Annotated in this window: 19 protein-coding genes; 13 read left to right on the top strand and 6 right to left on the bottom strand. The window is 37.2% G+C overall.

Annotated features, from left to right (window positions below; translation table 11 throughout):
* Positions 1-87: 87 nt before the first annotated feature.
* The 5 genes from SPB_RS09070 to SPB_RS09050 all read left to right on the top strand — a co-directional run bounded on the left by SPB_RS09070 (position 88) and on the right by SPB_RS09050 (position 3,723).
* Positions 88-1,044: a class I SAM-dependent methyltransferase gene (locus tag SPB_RS09070; RefSeq protein ID WP_003103712.1), complete on the top strand. Its 957-nt coding sequence runs from the start codon at positions 88-90 to the stop codon at positions 1,042-1,044.
* 55 nt (positions 1,045-1,099) lie between these two features.
* Positions 1,100-2,293 (top strand): acetate kinase, encoded by a 1,194-nt coding sequence (locus SPB_RS09065; protein WP_003102855.1) that lies wholly within the window; start codon positions 1,100-1,102, stop codon positions 2,291-2,293.
* 110 nt (positions 2,294-2,403) lie between these two features.
* Positions 2,404-2,616, top strand: coding sequence for a helix-turn-helix transcriptional regulator (locus tag SPB_RS09060; protein WP_003105344.1), 213 nt, complete (start codon positions 2,404-2,406; stop codon positions 2,614-2,616).
* Positions 2,609-3,061, top strand: a complete 453-nt coding sequence (locus SPB_RS09055) for a hypothetical protein (RefSeq protein WP_003104510.1) — start codon at positions 2,609-2,611, stop codon at positions 3,059-3,061. The genes SPB_RS09060 and SPB_RS09055 overlap by 8 nt, the downstream gene beginning before the upstream one ends.
* A gap of 8 nt (positions 3,062-3,069) precedes the next feature.
* The gene (locus SPB_RS09050; RefSeq protein WP_003104674.1) at positions 3,070-3,723 is read left to right on the top strand and encodes a CPBP family intramembrane glutamic endopeptidase; all 654 of its coding nucleotides are present in this window, start codon (positions 3,070-3,072) and stop codon (positions 3,721-3,723) included.
* 16 nt (positions 3,724-3,739) lie between these two features.
* On the opposite strand, the gene proC is transcribed toward SPB_RS09050, so the two are convergent.
* Together proC and pepA are read right to left on the bottom strand one after the other, a co-directional pair.
* Positions 3,740-4,510, bottom strand: coding sequence for a pyrroline-5-carboxylate reductase (gene proC, locus SPB_RS09045; RefSeq protein ID WP_003104671.1), 771 nt, complete (start codon positions 4,508-4,510; stop codon positions 3,740-3,742).
* A gap of 11 nt (positions 4,511-4,521) precedes the next feature.
* On the bottom strand, positions 4,522-5,589 hold the full coding sequence (pepA, locus tag SPB_RS09040; protein ID WP_003105090.1) for a glutamyl aminopeptidase: 1,068 nt from the start codon (positions 5,587-5,589) through the stop codon (positions 4,522-4,524).
* A gap of 362 nt (positions 5,590-5,951) precedes the next feature.
* Here pepA and SPB_RS09035 point away from each other — a divergent pair, with 362 nt between their 5' ends.
* The 8 genes from SPB_RS09035 (at position 5,952) to SPB_RS09000 (ending at position 11,897) form a co-directional block, all read left to right on the top strand.
* Positions 5,952-6,233, top strand: a complete 282-nt coding sequence (locus SPB_RS09035; protein ID WP_003102775.1) for a DUF4651 domain-containing protein — start codon at positions 5,952-5,954, stop codon at positions 6,231-6,233.
* Positions 6,233-6,550 carry a thioredoxin family protein gene (locus tag SPB_RS09030; RefSeq protein WP_003103432.1) on the top strand — a complete coding sequence of 106 codons (318 nt, stop codon included), beginning with the start codon at positions 6,233-6,235 and terminating at the stop codon, positions 6,548-6,550. Before SPB_RS09035 ends, SPB_RS09030 begins: the two co-directional genes overlap by 1 nt.
* A gap of 15 nt (positions 6,551-6,565) precedes the next feature.
* Positions 6,566-7,192, top strand: a complete 627-nt coding sequence (gene ytpR / locus SPB_RS09025) for a YtpR family tRNA-binding protein (RefSeq protein ID WP_003104282.1) — start codon at positions 6,566-6,568, stop codon at positions 7,190-7,192.
* A 137-nt stretch (positions 7,193-7,329) separates the two neighbouring features.
* Entirely contained in the window at positions 7,330-7,728 is a 399-nt protein-coding gene (locus tag SPB_RS09020) for a single-stranded DNA-binding protein (protein ID WP_003105619.1), read from the top strand.
* Between the two features lie 468 nt (positions 7,729-8,196).
* A complete protein-coding gene (locus SPB_RS09015; RefSeq protein WP_003106116.1) occupies positions 8,197-9,168 on the top strand; it encodes an ABC transporter substrate-binding protein in 972 nt (323 codons plus the stop codon).
* An 11-nt stretch (positions 9,169-9,179) separates the two neighbouring features.
* A complete protein-coding gene (locus SPB_RS09010) occupies positions 9,180-10,166 on the top strand; it encodes an ABC transporter substrate-binding protein (RefSeq protein WP_003102951.1) in 987 nt (328 codons plus the stop codon).
* A 34-nt stretch (positions 10,167-10,200) separates the two neighbouring features.
* Positions 10,201-11,085, top strand: a complete 885-nt coding sequence (locus SPB_RS09005; RefSeq protein WP_003104091.1) for an ABC transporter permease — start codon at positions 10,201-10,203, stop codon at positions 11,083-11,085.
* A gap of 8 nt (positions 11,086-11,093) precedes the next feature.
* Positions 11,094-11,897 carry an ABC transporter ATP-binding protein gene (locus tag SPB_RS09000; protein WP_003104647.1) on the top strand — a complete coding sequence of 268 codons (804 nt, stop codon included), beginning with the start codon at positions 11,094-11,096 and terminating at the stop codon, positions 11,895-11,897.
* Between the two features lie 82 nt (positions 11,898-11,979).
* Here SPB_RS09000 and SPB_RS08995 read toward each other — a convergent pair whose 3' ends face one another.
* The 4 genes from SPB_RS08995 to SPB_RS08980 are packed head-to-tail and all read right to left on the bottom strand — an operon-like array spanning position 11,980 to position 16,008.
* Positions 11,980-12,621 carry a deoxynucleoside kinase gene (locus tag SPB_RS08995; protein ID WP_003102694.1) on the bottom strand — a complete coding sequence of 214 codons (642 nt, stop codon included), beginning with the start codon at positions 12,619-12,621 and terminating at the stop codon, positions 11,980-11,982.
* Positions 12,622-12,638: 17 nt separating this feature from the next.
* Positions 12,639-13,616 carry a tRNA dihydrouridine synthase DusB gene (gene dusB / locus SPB_RS08990; protein WP_003102414.1) on the bottom strand — a complete coding sequence of 326 codons (978 nt, stop codon included), beginning with the start codon at positions 13,614-13,616 and terminating at the stop codon, positions 12,639-12,641.
* Positions 13,603-14,475 carry an Hsp33 family molecular chaperone HslO gene (gene hslO / locus SPB_RS08985; RefSeq protein ID WP_003105524.1) on the bottom strand — a complete coding sequence of 291 codons (873 nt, stop codon included), beginning with the start codon at positions 14,473-14,475 and terminating at the stop codon, positions 13,603-13,605. The genes dusB and hslO overlap by 14 nt, the downstream gene beginning before the upstream one ends.
* A 27-nt stretch (positions 14,476-14,502) precedes the next feature.
* Entirely contained in the window at positions 14,503-16,008 is a 1,506-nt protein-coding gene (locus SPB_RS08980; protein WP_037621241.1) for an AcpB/EbpR/MafR family transcriptional regulator, read from the bottom strand.
* Positions 16,009-16,286 lie beyond the last annotated feature (278 nt).

The raw sequence follows: 16,286 nt of genomic DNA, 5'->3' as shown, positions 1-16,286 counted from the left end.
AATGAAATTTATTGAAATTATAAAGCAAGATTACTAACTGAAAGAAACTTCCTTTTCAATTAAGGCTTATTTTGTTATGATAGAATTATGAATTTTGAAAAAATAGAAAAAGCCTTTGAGCTTATTTTAGAGAATAGTCAGCTTATTGAAACGGACTTACATACACATATTTATGATGCAATTATTGAACAAAATTCCTACTTATTGGGTGCAAAAGGGGCAAACAAACAAGTTGAAGGAAATATTCAAGCATTAAAAGAATTACACTTAACAAAAGAAGAATGGCGACGTGCCTTTCAATTTGTATTTATTAAGGCCTCACAGACCGAGAGATTGCAAGCCAATCATCAATTTACTCCAGACAGTCTTGGTTTTATCTTGCTCTATATGATGGAGACTTTAGTATCTAATCATTCATTTGATTTATTAGAAATTGGTAGTGGAACTGGTAATTTGGCTCAAACTATCTTAAACAATACGAGTAAGTCTATTGACTATCTTGGTATTGAGCTGGATGACTTGCTTATCGATTTATCAGCAAGTATTTCTGAAATAATGGATTCTTCTGCAAAATTTTTACAGGAAGATGCTGTGAGACCACAAATTCTTAAAGTAAGTGATGTTATCATTAGTGACTTACCAGTTGGTTATTACCCAAATGACGATATAGCAAGTCGTTATAAAGTAGCTAGTAAGGAAGAGCATACTTATGCTCACCATTTATTAATGGAACAGTCATTGAAGTATCTAAAAGAAGGTGGTTATGCTATATTTTTAGCTCCAACTAATATTTTAACTAGTCCACAAAGCGATCTGTTGAAGCAATGGTTAAAAAACTATGCCCAGGTTATGGCAGTTGTTACTTTACCTGAAACGATGTTTGGCAATCCAAATAATGCCAAGTCGATTTTTGTCTTAGGAAAAACGAAAAATCAAGCGGTTGAAACATTTGTCTTTCCAATTACTAACATTCAATCCACAGAGCTTATTCAAGATTTCATGAACAAGTTTAAAAATTGGAAACTTGCTAATGTCATTTCATAGAATTTTTGATATAATAGTAGAGCATTACAGAAAACGATTACAAGCGAGGTAAAACATGTCAAAAACAATTGCAATTAATGCTGGTAGTTCAAGTCTTAAATGGCAACTATATCAAATGCCTGAAGAAACAGTTCTTGCACAAGGAATTATTGAACGTATTGGATTAGAAAATTCAATTTCAACTGTTAAGTTTAATGGTCAAAAAGAAGAAGATATTACTGATATTCCAGATCATTCAACAGCAGTTAAAATTTTATTGAATGATTTAATTCATTTAGGGATTATTGCATCTTATGATGAAATTACAGGCGTTGGTCACCGTATTGTGGCTGGTGGTGAATATTTCACGGATTCAGTATTAGTTGATGAAAAAGTTGTCGAACGAGTTGAAGAATTAGCAGCTTTGGCACCATTACATAACCCAGGTGCAGCAGCAGGTATTCGTGCTTTCCGCGAAATCTTACCGGATATCACAAGTGTATGTGTCTTTGATAATGCTTATCATATGACAATGCAAAAACATACTTACTTATATCCAATCCCACAAAAATATTATACTGAACATAAAGTTCGTAAATACGGTGCACACGGAACTAGTCATAAGTATGTTGCCAATGAAGCAGCAAAAATGTTAAACCGTCCTGTTGAAGAATTAAAGATCATTACTGCTCATATTGGTAACGGTGTTTCAATAACTGCTAATTACCATGGAGAGTCTGTTGATACATCAATGGGATTCACTCCACTAGCAGGTCCAATGATGGGAACTCGTTCAGGTGATATTGACCCTGCAATTATTCCTTATATCATTGAACGTGATCCAGAATTAAAAGATGCAGCTGATGCCGTAAATATGCTTAATAAAAAGTCTGGTTTAGGTGGCGTATCTGGTATTTCAAGTGACATGCGTGATATTGAAGCTGGACTACAAGAACATAATCCAGAGGCTGTGTTGGCTTACAATATGTTTATCGATCGTATTAAAAAATATATTGGTCAATATTTTGCAGTTTTAAATGGAGCTGATGTGCTTGTCTTTACAGCAGGTATGGGTGAAAATGCACCATTAATGCGTCAAGACGTTATTGCTGGTATGTCGTGGTTTGGTATGGAACTAGATACTGAGAAAAATGTATTTGGTTACCGTGGTGAAATCTCTACTCCGGATTCAAAAGTTAAAGTACTTGTTATTTCAACTGATGAAGAGTTATGTATTGCCCGTGACGTTGAACGTCTACGCCAAAAATAAGAAACAAGAAAACACATTATTCTTAATGTGTTTTTTATTTTTCTCTTGACAAAAAATGTAAAGTCAACTATACTATAAATGTAAAGTTAAGTTGACATAAAAGGGGAAATATGAAAAATAATCTTCAAGAACTCCGCAAAGAAGGTAAAATAAGTCAATCAGATTTAGCTGAACAAGTTGGAGTTACAAGGCAGACGATTATCTCACTAGAAAAAGGTCGCTACAATGCATCTTTAGAATTAGCCTTTAAATTATCAAAGTATTTTCATGTGGGTATTGAAGATATTTTTATCTATGAAGAAGAGGGATTAGAAAATGATTAAAGGATTAGTTAATGTGTTAACAGGTAAGAAAACACTTGAAGATTATAAAAAATCAATTCAATTTTGGTCTATTCTTTTATTTTTTATTGCATCACTTACATTAATTATAAATGGAAAACTGCATCTTACTTCGTTTGGTAAAGGGGTTTTAATTGGTGTAGCATTAGCCTTGTTCGTTTTAATTGGTAGAAATTACTATTTATTAGGTAATGAAAAGAAATTAAAAGAAGCTTACTTAAGTGCCTATGATGAAAGAAATCAGCAAATTTTTTTAGTAGCCAGTGCTTTTGCCTTGAGTTTGCAAGCAATAATCGTTAGTATAGGATTAATCCTATTTGCTTTCTGGTCAATTGAATGGTCAATCATTGGTTTTCTGATCATTGATTTGTATGTCTTATTGATCAGTTTCATAGGAACTAAAATAATTTTAGATAAAGTCATATAGGAGGTTTCATGGATACAGCTCTATCAAAAATTAAGTGGTTTTTTATTGCTCTGGGGATTGTTGTTGTCGAGCAATTACCAATTCTATTGGTAAAAAAAGGCCAACCACTATGGCAAGTTTTAGCCATTTCAAGTATATTATTAATTATCACTGGGCTAACTTATTATTTTGCGAAAAAATCGGAACTGCTAGAAAATAAACTCATTTCAGATGGTGATTCTGCCATCCTTTGGATAGGGCTGGGTTTTGCAGCATTAACGATCACCAAATTCATAGGTGGTATGGTTCTATTTTTAGAACACGGAGCTAATGCTAACACAGCTAACCAGGCGGCTTTAGTACAGGCTGGTCTGCATCCGATCTTGCTCTTCATTCTAGCAGCAATAGTTGCACCGGTCGTTGAAGAGACAGTCTTTCGTGGCATTATCTTTGGGAAACTCTTTGGTAGTGAATCCTATCTTGGCTTAGTTGTCAGCAGTTTGCTGTTTGGTGGTCTACACATGCCATCAGACATCGGCAGTTGGATTATTTATGCTGGTATGGGACTGGTTTTAGGCTTCGTTTATCATAAAACTAGAAATTTAAGCTATTGCATGATTATCCATTTTATCAACAATGGCTTAGCTGTTGTTCTCATGCTCTTGCTCCCTCATATAACATAAAAAAACCTTGTAAATTTTACAAGGTTTTTGCTTTTTCGATTGTTTTGTCAATTGCAGAGCTGACAGTTGAAGTCAGACCTTTTTCTTCAAGTTCCATTAGACCAGCAATTGTAGTTCCGCCGGGGCTACAAATCTTATCAATTAAGTCGTTAGGGCTATCATTGCCAACTAATAACTGTTGGGCACTGGCCTGAACAGTTTCAGCTACGATTGCTAAAGCTTTGTCCTTTGGCAATCCATGTTTAACCCCGGCCTTTGCCATGGCTTCGATGAAGAGGTAGATGTAAGCAGGGCTAGAGCCGGCTAATGCAGTAAAAGTATCAAAGTCCTTCTCATCGATAATAAAAGTCGAACCAAAACTATCAGTAATCTCTTTAGCAGTTTCTAACAGATTATCTGACACCCAATCGTTGGCTGTTAAAGCAGTTGTAGATTGCAAAATCTGAGCATTCATGTTGGGCATAATTCGAATCACAGGTAGATCAGAACCAACAAGTTGACTGATCCGCTCTAAACTTAAACCAGCAGCCATTGATAAAACAGTTTGCTTGAAATGTAAGGGGCTGAGCACTGATTCAAACATCTGGGGTTTTATGCCTAAGACAATTAAATCCACTTGATCAATTAAATCTTGATGTGAGTCGGCATAGTTTAGATTGAGCTGTCTCGCTAATTCTTTTGAGCGATCCAAGGAAGAACCAGAGATGAGGATCTCATGCTCGGTCTTTTTCAAACCTTGGATAATAGCGCTAGCCATTTTTCCGACTCCGATAAATCCAATTTTCATAGGTCTACCTTCTAGTATTTCTTAATTAAATCAACAGTTGAGCGGTCAAGTTTTTTAATAATGGCTTGTAAATAAGCTTGTGCTTCAAGGAAATCATCCATAGCATAAAGCGTTTGATGTGAGTGGATGTAACGGGCACAAACACCAATTGTAGTTGATGGAACGCCGCCATTTTTAAGGTGTGCAGCACCAGCATCAGTACCACCTTTTGCACAGTAGTATTGGTATTTGACACCAGCTTCTTCAGCTGTTGTTAAAAGGAAATCACGCATATTTTTGAGCATGATATGGCCAGGGTCATAGAAACGTACTAATGTGCCTTCTCCAATAGCTCCTTGATTACCTGAGATATCACCTGCAGGTGAGCAGTCAACGGCAAAGAAAAGTTCAGGATCAAATTTAGTAGTGGAAACATGAGCTCCACGTAGACCAACTTCTTCTTGAACATTAGCACCCGCAATTAGGGTATTTCCTAATTCTTCTCCCTTAAGACTTTCCAGTAACTCAGAGACCATTAAGACACCATATCGGTTATCCCACGCTTTTGAAATGATATTCTTTTTATTTGCTGTTAAAATGGTTTCAGACTGTGGCACGATGATATCACCTGGTGTAATTCCGAAGCTTTCAGCCTCTTCCTTGTTAGCAAAGCCACCGTCGAATGTGATATCACTGATAGCTGGGAGACCTGCAGAGCCATTTCCTCCGCGTAAAAAGTGAGGGGGAACAGAACCAGAAATAACTGGAATGGCTTGTCCTCGGCGAGTATAGAGGGTGAAGCGTTGGGAACTCACAACTAATGGATTCCATCCACCGATCCCAACAACATTGAAAGTCCCGTTAGCATTGATTTGACTAACCATAAAGCCGACTTCATCCATGTGAGCAGCGACTAAAATACGTGGGGCATCACTTGCTTTGCTTTCTTTAATACCGAAAATTCCTCCAAGACCGTCTGTTTCGACACGATCAACCAAGGGGGTCATTTTTTGACGCAAAAAATCACGGACATTATGCTCATAGCCAGCAATGCCATCAAGTTCGGTTAATTCTTTAATTTTAGAAAATAATTCTGTCATTATTACACTTCCTTTATCTATTAAGGGATTTCCCTATTATCATTATATATTTTACCATTTTTATAGCAGAAAAGCCCTATAAATATAGATTAGTAGTGTAAGGTGAAAAGAAAATAGAGGAGAATTACTAATGAAAAAAGAAGAAAGATGGTGGCACAAAATATGGAAATTTGTGTTTCGTTTGTACAAGCAATAAGTTGACTACATAATTGGGACATTGGGCCTCCTTTTTATGACTAACTTACCTAAATTACAATTAAATGTCAATATTTTAACCAAAAACTAATATAAAGAAATTTTTCATTTATCATTCTAGACTCAGACCTATCCCAAATACTCCATTTTATGATAAAATATAGGATATGACTAATAGAAAACAAAAAGGTATTTCTGGGTTAGTAGGGCTATCAGCAGTTGCAGTGACAGCCCTAGTACTCAAGGAAAAATACCAAGAAAACAGAAGACTAAAAATCACAAATGAGATTCGTCAGTATTTTTCTGATTTAGGAGAAATTGATGTTCTTTATATCAATGACTATTCCTCAAGTTTTAGGGTTATTAATGGAGGAGTCGTCATGGCTGATAGCAGAGCTTACCAATTTACCTATAGTCGGGGCGATATTGTCTTTCAGGAGGAAAAATAATGATTATTCCAAAAAACTATGAAGAAATCGCTGAATTGCTTGAAAAGAAAGAAAAACTATTGCTTTTCTTTACTGCCGATTGGTGCCCAGATTGCCAATTTATATATCCAGTCATGCCAGAAATTGAATCAGAAAATCAAGAGTTAACCTTTGTCCGTTTAGATCGCGATGATTTTATGGATCTTGCACAAAAGTGGAATATTTTTGGCATTCCAAGCTTTTTAATCATTGAAAATGGACAAGAGAAGGCGAGACTGGTTAATAAATTAAGAAAAACTAAAGCTGAAATTAATCAGTTCATTTCAAGTAACAAGTAAGGAATAGGAAGAAAAATGATATTTGCTTATAATAAAGAACAAGTCGGTGATGTCTTGATGGTCATCTTAGAAGACACTAAAGATATCAAACGTTCTGTTGAACGTAAGGGACAAGTTGCCCGAATTACTGCTGATGAAACTGGCAAGACGCTTGCTTGGAATATCTTTGATGTCTCTAGCTTGATTAAGGTTGAAGGAAACGGCCAAGTTTTCCCAAGTCGAGAAGAACTTGATCGTTTAAATCAAGAATTAGCAAAAGAAGGATTTGAAGAAAGATTAACTGAGACAGTGTCTCCTGTGTTTGTTATTGGACAAATTACAGAAATGGTAGCTCATCCTGACAGTGATCACCTCAATATTTGCCAAGTGGCCATCGGAGAAGATAAAACAGTCCAAATCGTAGCAGGAGCACCAAATGCAGCTCTTGGTTTGAAGACGATTGTCGCCTTACCAGGCGCAATGATGCCAAGCGGCAGCCTTATTTTCCCTGGCAAACTACGAGGACAAGACAGCTATGGGATGATGTGCTCTCCACGTGAATTGGCACTTCCAAATGCCCCGCAAAAACGTGGCATCATCGAACTTGATGATAGTGCAGTTGTTGGCGAATCATTCAATCCAGAAAAACATTGGCAAGTTTAATAAATTTGAAAGCGGGACAAAAATCAGTCATTTCGTAGAAATGACTGATTTAGTTGTTCCCCTTTTTTTGTTTAAATATAGACAAATACCTTAACTAAACATTTCGTTTACGAATAATTAGTTAAGGAGGTACAAAAATGTACAATAGAGTAATCATGATAGGACGCTTAGTTGCCGACCCACAATTAATCAAGACACCGAAAGATAAGTCGGTTTGTCGTGTTTCAGTTGCTGTTAATCGTCGTTATAAAAATGCTCAAGGTGAAAGGCAAGTGGACTTTGTCAATTTAGTCTTATGGGGGAAACTTGCTGAATCACTAGTTTCCTATGGTAGTAAAGGCAGCCTAATTTCTTTGGAAGGCGAGTTGCGAACACGTCGCTATGAAAAAGATGGGAAGAACTGTTATGTGACCGAGGTTTTGTGTCATACTTTTCAATTATTAGAAAGTCGTGCGCAGCGAGCAATGCGTGAAAATAACATGACGAATGATCTCTCTGACTTAGTTCTTGATGAGGAAGATGACCTACCCTTCTAAAATTTTTTTATTAAACTTTTGATTTTGTCTTATATGTCTGCTTAGCCCTGTCATAATAGGCTTTAGCAGTGAATCATTTGTCAGAATATTTCAACTAAAAGAGATGATTTGTATTTTTAGGTGTTGACAGGCCTAAAAAAATGGATTATAATTTAAAAAAATTAAACGAAGGAAAACAGGAGGTGCCCTATGGTAAACATTTGCACAACTCATAACATCAATAAGCGTTATTACTTTAGCTTCTTTAGATAGTGTTTGTAGTCATGGTAAACATGGATACAAACACGTGAAACGTAAGTTTGTATCTATGAGGCTAGGGCTATTTGAGTTGTATGTCCACATAGATAAATCATATCTAAGTGGACACCACCATAGAGCAGTGTATTTTTAGCACTCTTGTATTTGTGTAAGACCATTTAGATATATCTAAATGGTCTTATTTTTGTACACAAATGAAAGAGGAGTCGAATGAAATTTAAACAATTATTTTTTACAGTCGGTGTATTAAGCTTATTGGTTATCTTATCAGCTTGTCGTAGAGAAGCGACAGAAAACAAAGGACAAGTTAAAGTAGGGATTATTCAATATGCCAAGCATCCTGCTTTAGATGCTTCACGAAAAGGCTTTATCGAGGCACTTAGAGATGGTGGTTATAAAGAAGGCAAGAACTTACAAATTACCAGTAAAAATGCTCAAGGTGAACAAGCTAATCTCCAAACCATGGTTGACCAATTAACTGGTAAGAATGATTTGAATTTTGCCATTGCAACACCGGCAGCACAGGCACTCTTGACTAGTGATCCAGATACACCCGCCGTTTTTACTGCCGTTACTGATCCCGTTGGAGCAGGTTTAGTTGATTCAATGGAAAAACCTGGTAAAAACATGACCGGTTCAATTGATGCTGGAAATGTTCCACAACAAGTCGCCTTGTTGCTAAAAGCTGTTCCGACTTCTAAAAAAGTGGGCATCTTTTATAATTCCAGTGAAGTAAATTCACAGATGCAAGCTAAAGAAGCAAAAAAAGCTCTGAAGAAAAAAGGAATTATAGCTGTTGAAAAGACAGTTACAACAAGTAATGATGTGCAACAAGTGATGACAAGTTTAGTTGGTCAAGTTGATGCTGTGTACTTACCGACTGATAATACAGTTGCATCAACAGCGATGACAATTGGTCAAATTTTAAAAGAAAATAAAACCCCGGCAATTGGCAGTGACAAAGCTTACCTTGACGCAGTACTCTTCACATCAGGCGTTGATTATGAAGCGATTGGTAGGCAAGCCGGGGAAGAAGCTGTAGCAATACTCAATGGCAAAAAAGCTTCAACCATCGCCGTTGCCAAACCAGAAAAACCTGAACTAGCTATTAATAAAGACATGGCTAAATCACTTGGATTAAATCCTAAAGAACTTGAAAAACAATTAGTAGAAAGCAAATAGAGGACACTGACATGGAAGTTAACTATCAAAGAATCACAAAATTAAGCAAATTACTCTTCTTAGCTCTTACTAGCATTGTCTTAGTTGCATGTCGGACAAGTGCAACGGAAAATGTGAGAACCTCAAAAAAAGAAATTAAAATTGGAATTCTGCAGTATATGGAACATGTCTCTTTAGATCAAGCTCGTAAAGGGTTTAAAGACGAGTTAAAAGCGCAGGGCTACACTGAAGGTGAGGATGTAACCTTTGATTACCAGAATGCGCAAGGGGATCAATCTAATTTACAGACTATCTCAGAACAGTTGGTCAAAAAAAATGATTTGGTCTTAGCTATTGCAACACCGGCAGCGCAAGCAATGGCAACAGCCTCTACTGATAAACCGATTGTTTTTACAGCTGTAACAGATCCTGTTTCTGCTAAATTAGTTTCTTCTATCAAAAAACCTGGGGGGCTGTTGACCGGAGCAAGTGACCAAGCACCAATCGATAAGCAAGTTGATTTACTGGGGCAAGCACTTCCCAAGGCAAAAAAAGTCGGAATTCTCTATACAAATAGTGAGCGCAACTCAGAAGTACAAGTTAAAGAAGCTGAGAAAGATTTGAAGAAAGCTGGCTATCAAGTGGTTAAAAAAGCTATTTCTTCGACCAATGATGTGCAAGATGCGACTAATAGTCTGATGTCACAAGTGGATGCTGTTTTCGTTCCGACAGATAACACGGTTGCTTCAACCATGTCAATGATTGGTCAATTGTCAGTAGAGCACAAGGTTCCAATCATTGGTGGGTCAACAGATATGGTCGATGCGGGTGGCTTGCTGACTTATGGTACAAACTATCGTCAGTTAGGTAAACAAGTAGCAAAACAAGCTATTAAAATCATCGAAGGTAAAAAGGCAGCTGAGATTCCGGTTGAGTATCCAAAGACACTTGAGTTGCATATCAATAAGGAGCAAGCCAAGAAATTAGGCTTAGATCTTAATCACTTATCAGTTAAATAATAAACAAGTAGTGGTAACTACTTAAGGGGGAAACATGGCATTAATATTATCAAGCTTGTCACAAGGGCTCTTATGGTCCGTGATGGCAATTGGCGTATACATCACATTTAGAATATTGGACATCGCGGACTTAACAGCAGAAGGGTCATATCCCTTAGGTGCAGCGGTTTGTGCGACAGGAATTGTATCTGGTCTCAATCCTTTACTTTCCACTCTCTTAGCTTTAGCTGCCGGGTTCATAGCCGGACTTGTATCTGGATTAATTCATACCAAGCTAAAAATTCCAGCTCTTTTGACGGGGATCATCACTTTGACAGGCCTTTACTCAATTAATCTGAAGGTGCTAGGTCGTGCTAATGTCGCCTTATTAGGACAAAAAACCTTAGTTAGCCAAGTCTATGATCTGGGCTTTACCAAAACGGCCTCAGTCATGATTCTTGGTGGCATCTTTGTTTTAATGGTTATTGCTGTCCTAACCTTACTCATGAAAACACAACTAGGATTAGCACTTCGTTCGACCGGAGATAACATTCCGATGAGTGAGTCCAACGGCATTAAAACGGACAATATGAAGATTTTAGGATACATGATTTCCAATGGCTTAATTGCTCTTTGTGGGGCACTTCTTTGTCAGAATAATGGCTACGCAGATTTGAATTCTGGGGTAGGAACCATTGTTATCGGTCTGGCATCAATTATTATTGCAGAAGTAGTGATTCGGAATTTGAGCATAGGCTGGCGCCTAACCTCAATTGTTATCGGTTCAATTATCTACCGTCTGATTATTCTAGCCATTTTATCTATTCCTGGTATGGATGCAGACTTAGTTAAACTCTTCTCAGCTATTCTTTTAGCCAGCGTTCTTTATGTTCCAGAAGTTCAAAAGAAATTACGTATTCGTCAACCCAAATTAGGTTAGGAGTTCATATGACAGCATTATTAACAATCGATTCGATTCACAAAGTATTTGAAGCAGGCACTGTTAATGAAAACCATGTCTTGCGAGGTCTATCTTTGGAAGTTGAGCAAGGTGACTTCATTTCTATTATTGGGGGCAATGGAGCCGGTAAGTCAACATTAATGAATAGCTTAGCAGGAACTCTCAGTCTTGATCAAGGAGATATTTTATTAGAAACTCAATCGATCAAAAATCAACCAGCTTCTCGTCGCGCAAAATTCATCAGCCGTGTTTTCCAAGACCCTAAGATGGGGACAGCATCACGCCTAAGTATTGAAGAAAACATGGCTATTGCTTACCGCCGTGGTAAAAAACGTGGTTTATCTTGGGGAGTTAAAGAAAACGAACGGCAGATTTTCAAGGAAGCTTTAAAAGAACTAGATTTGTCTTTAGAGAATAGGATGAAAGTGGACACACAATTCCTATCTGGTGGACAAAGACAAGCCTTAACTCTATTAATGGCTTCATTAGAAAAGCCCAAACTCTTGTTGTTGGATGAGCATACAGCGGCCCTTGACCCAAAAACCAGTGATATGGTGATGCGCTTGACTGATAAAATTGTCCAGACACATCAATTAACAGCCTTAATGATTACACACAATATGGAGAATGCCATTGCCTATGGCAATAGACTAGTGATGCTCCATCAAGGTAAAATTGTTGTAGATATTTCAGGGGAAGAAAAGCAAAAGCTCACCGTCCCACAGCTGCTAAATCTTTTCCAAGAAAGAAGTGGTCAAGAACTTAATGATGATGCCCTAGTTTTAGGCTAAATACCTACCATATCGTTTAAAACAGGAAAAATGATAAGATAAAAAACCCAGTATAGAGCTATTTTCTATACTGGGTTTTTTATTATAGTAAATCTAATTTTTTAAGTTTTTCATCGACCATTGCTAAGACGCGTTTGAGGTCATCTTCGTTTTGGACAAAATCAAGAACGTCGCCATTGATTTTCATTTTTGGTGATACATCGTAGTTTTCATACCATTCTGGATATTCACCGTGAACTTGTTGGTAGTAGTGTTCAAGACTTGGATTATCATCCACTTGCTCAAAGCTACGGCCACGTTTTTCAATGCGTTCTAGCATCCGTTCAAAGGAAACATCAATATAAATTAAGAGATCGGGACGTTTTTTTGGCATGCCTTCAAGTTCTTCAAGCATATTTGCCAATAATTCTTTATAGATTTCTAATTCAGCTTCTGTTACATTGCCATTTTTATAGTTGAGGGTTAAAAACAACTCGTCTTCAAATATAGAACGATCTAGTATATTGTTATCTGCTTTGTAAGCTTCCTTGATTGATTTAAACCGTTTGTTTAAAAAGAAAATTTGAAGTAAAAAAGCATACTTCTTAGGGTCTTCGTAATATAAATCAAGAACTGGATTATTATCCACAGCCTCATAAAAGACTTCAGTTCCGAGGTGTTCACCAAGTGCGGCTGCAAGAGAACTTTTTCCTGCACCAATTGTTCCAGCTAATACTATCAACATGATTCTCCTTCTTTATCTTAGCGGACAGTTGCAAAAATGTCCTGAACTTCACTTAATGTTTCGGCGCGTGATACTACCCCACGAACCTTTGCAGCACCTGCCGTACCGCGAAGGTAGTGCGGTGCTAAACCACGAAATTCACGAACAGCAATCATTTCACCTTTCAGTGAAACCAGCCGCGTTAAATGATCTTCAGCAATATCTAATTTTTTGGTAAATGGAAGATCTGGCAATTCTTGACCCGTTTCAAAGAAATGGTTAATTTGTGTGAAAAGGTAAGGGTTGCTCATAGCTGCGCGCCCAATCATCACGGCATCGACACCAATTTCTTCAATCATAAATTTGGCATCTTGGACATTGCGAACATCACCGTTGCCAATAAATGGAATTGTAGTGATGGCTTTTGAAACGCGTGCTAGTGTCTCATGATCACAGGTGCCCGTATACATTTGTTTCCGGGTCCGGCCATGCATGGCTAGCGCAGCGACACCTGCTGATTCAGCAGCTAATGCATTCTCAACAGCAAGAGAGCTGTCGTTCCAGCCGGTCCGCATTTTGACGGTTAATGGTATATCAAGGACAGCTGTGACTTCTTTTATAATCTGGTAGATTTTCTCTGGGTCGCGGAGCCATTTGGCGCCAGCCTCATTTTTAACCACTTTGTTGACCGGGCAACCCATATTTATATCAACGATGTCTGCTTTTGTATTGGTCTGAATAAAATCAGCGGCTCGTTTTAAGCCTTCAATATCACCTCCAAAGAGTTGAATCGACATTGGATGCTCAGTCTCGTCAATATGAAGCATGTGCAGGGTCTTTTCGTTATTATAAAGTAGTCCCTTTTCCGAAATCATTTCCATGACAACTAAACCAGCTCCAAATTCTTTGGCGATTGTCCGAAATGCTGAGTTAGTCACACCAGCCATCGGTGCTAGCACTGTACGATGAGGTATCTCAACATTCCCAATCATAAAGGAAGAATTAAGCTTTGTCATTGATGATTCCTTCCAAATTTGTTTCATCAAATGTGTAGACAGTCTGACAAAATTGGCAGACGATTTCGGCACCATGATCTTCATCGATCATGGCTTTTAAATCACTGGTCGGTAAAGAGATTAGTGCAGACTCAAACCGTTTCTTAGAACAATCACAGGTAAAGCTGAGAGGCTCTTCTGATAAACATTTGTATTCATCTTCTCCATAGATAGCTGATAAGAGAGCTTCAATATGGTCATCTGATTCTAAGAGAGTAGAAATGGCGGGCATTTCTTGAAGACGCTTTTCATAACGGGCAATTTCTTCGTCCGATGTACCAGGTAAAACTTGGAGCATGAAGCCACCAGCAACTTTGACCTGATCATTCTCGTCTAAAAGAACGTTTAAGCCGACAGCAGATGGTGTTTGTTCAGATTCAGTTAAATAGTAGGCGAAGTCTTCACCGATTTCACCAGAAATTAAAGGGGTCGTCGACGTATATGGGTTACCTGTTCCGTAATCAATGATTGATACAAAATGGCCATTACCCATAAAAGGTCCGACTAGAACTTCTCCAGTAGCAGTCTTTTTAATGTCAACGCCTCTGTTTTGGATGTAGCCCTTAACATGGCCTTTGGTATCAGCAACAGAGATAATGTGGCCAAATGAAGAGTCACCAATGACTTTGACCGTAATTTTACTATCCCCTTTTTGATTAGCTGCTAAGATTTGATTGGCAATTAAAGTGCGTCCTAAAGCAACAGTAGATGAAGAAAGAGTTTCATGTTTTTTTTGAGCAGTTCTGACTGTCTCAGTGCTGTCAAGAACAAAGGCTCTAAACGAGCCTGATTTGGCTATTGATTTAATTAGTTTATCCATAGCTAATATTATAGCATAAAGACAATTTTATGACTTATGAGATAACTGACTTCTTTCATATTTAGATTGAAATTGCAATTTTAATTGTTTTCGTAAATAGTCATTTAAACGACACAAGACTTCTGCAGGAACCAATTTATTAAAGTAAAGAACGGTCACGCCTTCCATTTCACTTAAAAGTGTGTCGGTGATGATTAGATCACAGTCATCGGTATTTAAGTGGGCTAAGTTATAATCTGTGAAAATCGAAATTTCAAAAAATTGTCCCAAATAGACTTGAAGAAAATGACCAAGGCTCCCTTTCCCGCGTTCAACGACCATCAACTTCTGTTTCTCAATATGCTGACTTAAATGGAGGAACAGATTTTCCCAAGTCATCAGTAAAAGATAAGTTAAATGGTCAACAGTATAATCAATAATCTCACTAGGATATTCGCGGATCATCAAATTAGCATGCTTTTGGACTTCTTGCATAAAATGAGGATAATCTTGACTAAAGTAATCTAAGAATTCTTTACGATAGTCGTAAACCAAGAAATTAAGATAAAAGTCCTCATTTCCGAGTTCCAGTGCATTATGACAGCGCATGATAATCTCATCTTTGTTGGTGATAGGAAGATGAATTTCGCCTTCTAAGCAAAGCAAGAGGTGACGCCAAGTTTTGAAATGTAAAAACTTATTTTCAGACAAGGAAACTTGCTTTGGGTTGCACAGCAATTCCTCTGACAAGAAAGAGGAAAAAAGGTCTGTAAAGGTCTGATCGTCTAAAGGTTTTTTGAAGTTTTCGTGGAATCGCTGGCACAGAAAGTGATTTTTTGGAGATTGAGCTAGTTGCTTTGACAAATTATGGTTGAGGCAAGAGAGGTTCCCCTTTTGATAACCATCCAAGTAACGAATCAAGTTAACAGTAGCATAAATCAGCAGGTGCTGATACTGTGAAAAATCCATTTGCCACTTTTGTTTCTCTGCCACAAAGGAAACCAAATCTTCAATTAAATCTTTGGGAATGTAGGGAGTAAACGGCCAATCGTCAATACTATTAATTTCTGAAAAATACTTAAGAAAAAAGAGACGAATAGCTTTCTCCTCACCAATAAAGACTAATTTTTTCAAGTCTACTTTAAAGTGATAACGAGTTGTCAGATAACTGTTGGTCTTTTTTAATAAACGTTTTAGAGTAGACAGACTAATGAAGAGTTTATCTGCTAGTTCCTCCATCGTTTCGCATTCGGAAAAAAAGATGAGCTTCAAGAGATTTAAAGAGGGAGAATCTTTAAGGATTGTCTGGTAAAACTTTTGGGTTCCGTATTGTTCTTTATAGGTAATGGCTAGGTGGGAGGGCTGGTAAGACATATCTTCTATCTCAGGAAATGTTTTCAAGGTGGAAATTTCAGTCTGCAGGGTCAGAAAGGAGCAATCTAAATAGTGACAAACCTTTCTATAATCTAATAATGACTTATGTTCTTGCAAGAGGGTGATCAATTTCAATTCACGCACTTGCTGATTGGTAAAGATATCCTTATGAAATGGCATAACTACTCCTTATTAAATGTATTACAATCCCTTATGGATAAGGCTTTGAAACGGTACCATAAAAGCTTGCTTGTTCAAGATATCTCAAAATGAGATAGTTGTCAATGATTTTATAATAAAAAATTAATTGTTTTATTAGAATAGTTTTGAGTAACACATGCCAATTAATGTAAGTAATAAGCGGTTTTAAATCTTTTTTCCTATTTATTATAGAAAACTGACACAACCAAAAATTATAAATTAAATAAAAAATATGAACTTTATTCTAATTAAAAACT

The sequence above is a fragment of the Streptococcus parauberis NCFD 2020 genome (genome assembly GCF_000187935.1).
Lineage (GTDB): Bacteria > Bacillota > Bacilli > Lactobacillales > Streptococcaceae > Streptococcus > Streptococcus parauberis.
Note: the sequence above shows the minus strand (reverse complement) of the source record. Positions and strands in the feature narration are given on the sequence as shown.

Coding starts and splice junctions, on each gene's coding strand:
- SPB_RS09070 (WP_003103712.1), top strand. CDS start 88: ATGAATTTTGAAAAAATAGAAAAAGCCTTTGAGCTTATTTTAGAGAAT.
- SPB_RS09065 (WP_003102855.1), top strand. CDS start 1,100: ATGTCAAAAACAATTGCAATTAATGCTGGTAGTTCAAGTCTTAAATGG.
- SPB_RS09060 (WP_003105344.1), top strand. CDS start 2,404: ATGAAAAATAATCTTCAAGAACTCCGCAAAGAAGGTAAAATAAGTCAA.
- SPB_RS09055 (WP_003104510.1), top strand. CDS start 2,609: ATGATTAAAGGATTAGTTAATGTGTTAACAGGTAAGAAAACACTTGAA.
- SPB_RS09050 (WP_003104674.1), top strand. CDS start 3,070: ATGGATACAGCTCTATCAAAAATTAAGTGGTTTTTTATTGCTCTGGGG.
- proC (WP_003104671.1), bottom strand. CDS start 4,510: ATGAAAATTGGATTTATCGGAGTCGGAAAAATGGCTAGCGCTATTATC.
- pepA (WP_003105090.1), bottom strand. CDS start 5,589: ATGACAGAATTATTTTCTAAAATTAAAGAATTAACCGAACTTGATGGC.
- SPB_RS09035 (WP_003102775.1), top strand. CDS start 5,952: ATGACTAATAGAAAACAAAAAGGTATTTCTGGGTTAGTAGGGCTATCA.
- SPB_RS09030 (WP_003103432.1), top strand. CDS start 6,233: ATGATTATTCCAAAAAACTATGAAGAAATCGCTGAATTGCTTGAAAAG.
- ytpR (WP_003104282.1), top strand. CDS start 6,566: ATGATATTTGCTTATAATAAAGAACAAGTCGGTGATGTCTTGATGGTC.
- SPB_RS09020 (WP_003105619.1), top strand. CDS start 7,330: ATGTACAATAGAGTAATCATGATAGGACGCTTAGTTGCCGACCCACAA.
- SPB_RS09015 (WP_003106116.1), top strand. CDS start 8,197: ATGAAATTTAAACAATTATTTTTTACAGTCGGTGTATTAAGCTTATTG.
- SPB_RS09010 (WP_003102951.1), top strand. CDS start 9,180: ATGGAAGTTAACTATCAAAGAATCACAAAATTAAGCAAATTACTCTTC.
- SPB_RS09005 (WP_003104091.1), top strand. CDS start 10,201: ATGGCATTAATATTATCAAGCTTGTCACAAGGGCTCTTATGGTCCGTG.
- SPB_RS09000 (WP_003104647.1), top strand. CDS start 11,094: ATGACAGCATTATTAACAATCGATTCGATTCACAAAGTATTTGAAGCA.
- SPB_RS08995 (WP_003102694.1), bottom strand. CDS start 12,621: ATGTTGATAGTATTAGCTGGAACAATTGGTGCAGGAAAAAGTTCTCTT.
- dusB (WP_003102414.1), bottom strand. CDS start 13,616: ATGACAAAGCTTAATTCTTCCTTTATGATTGGGAATGTTGAGATACCT.
- hslO (WP_003105524.1), bottom strand. CDS start 14,475: ATGGATAAACTAATTAAATCAATAGCCAAATCAGGCTCGTTTAGAGCC.
- SPB_RS08980 (WP_037621241.1), bottom strand. CDS start 16,008: ATGCCATTTCATAAGGATATCTTTACCAATCAGCAAGTGCGTGAATTG.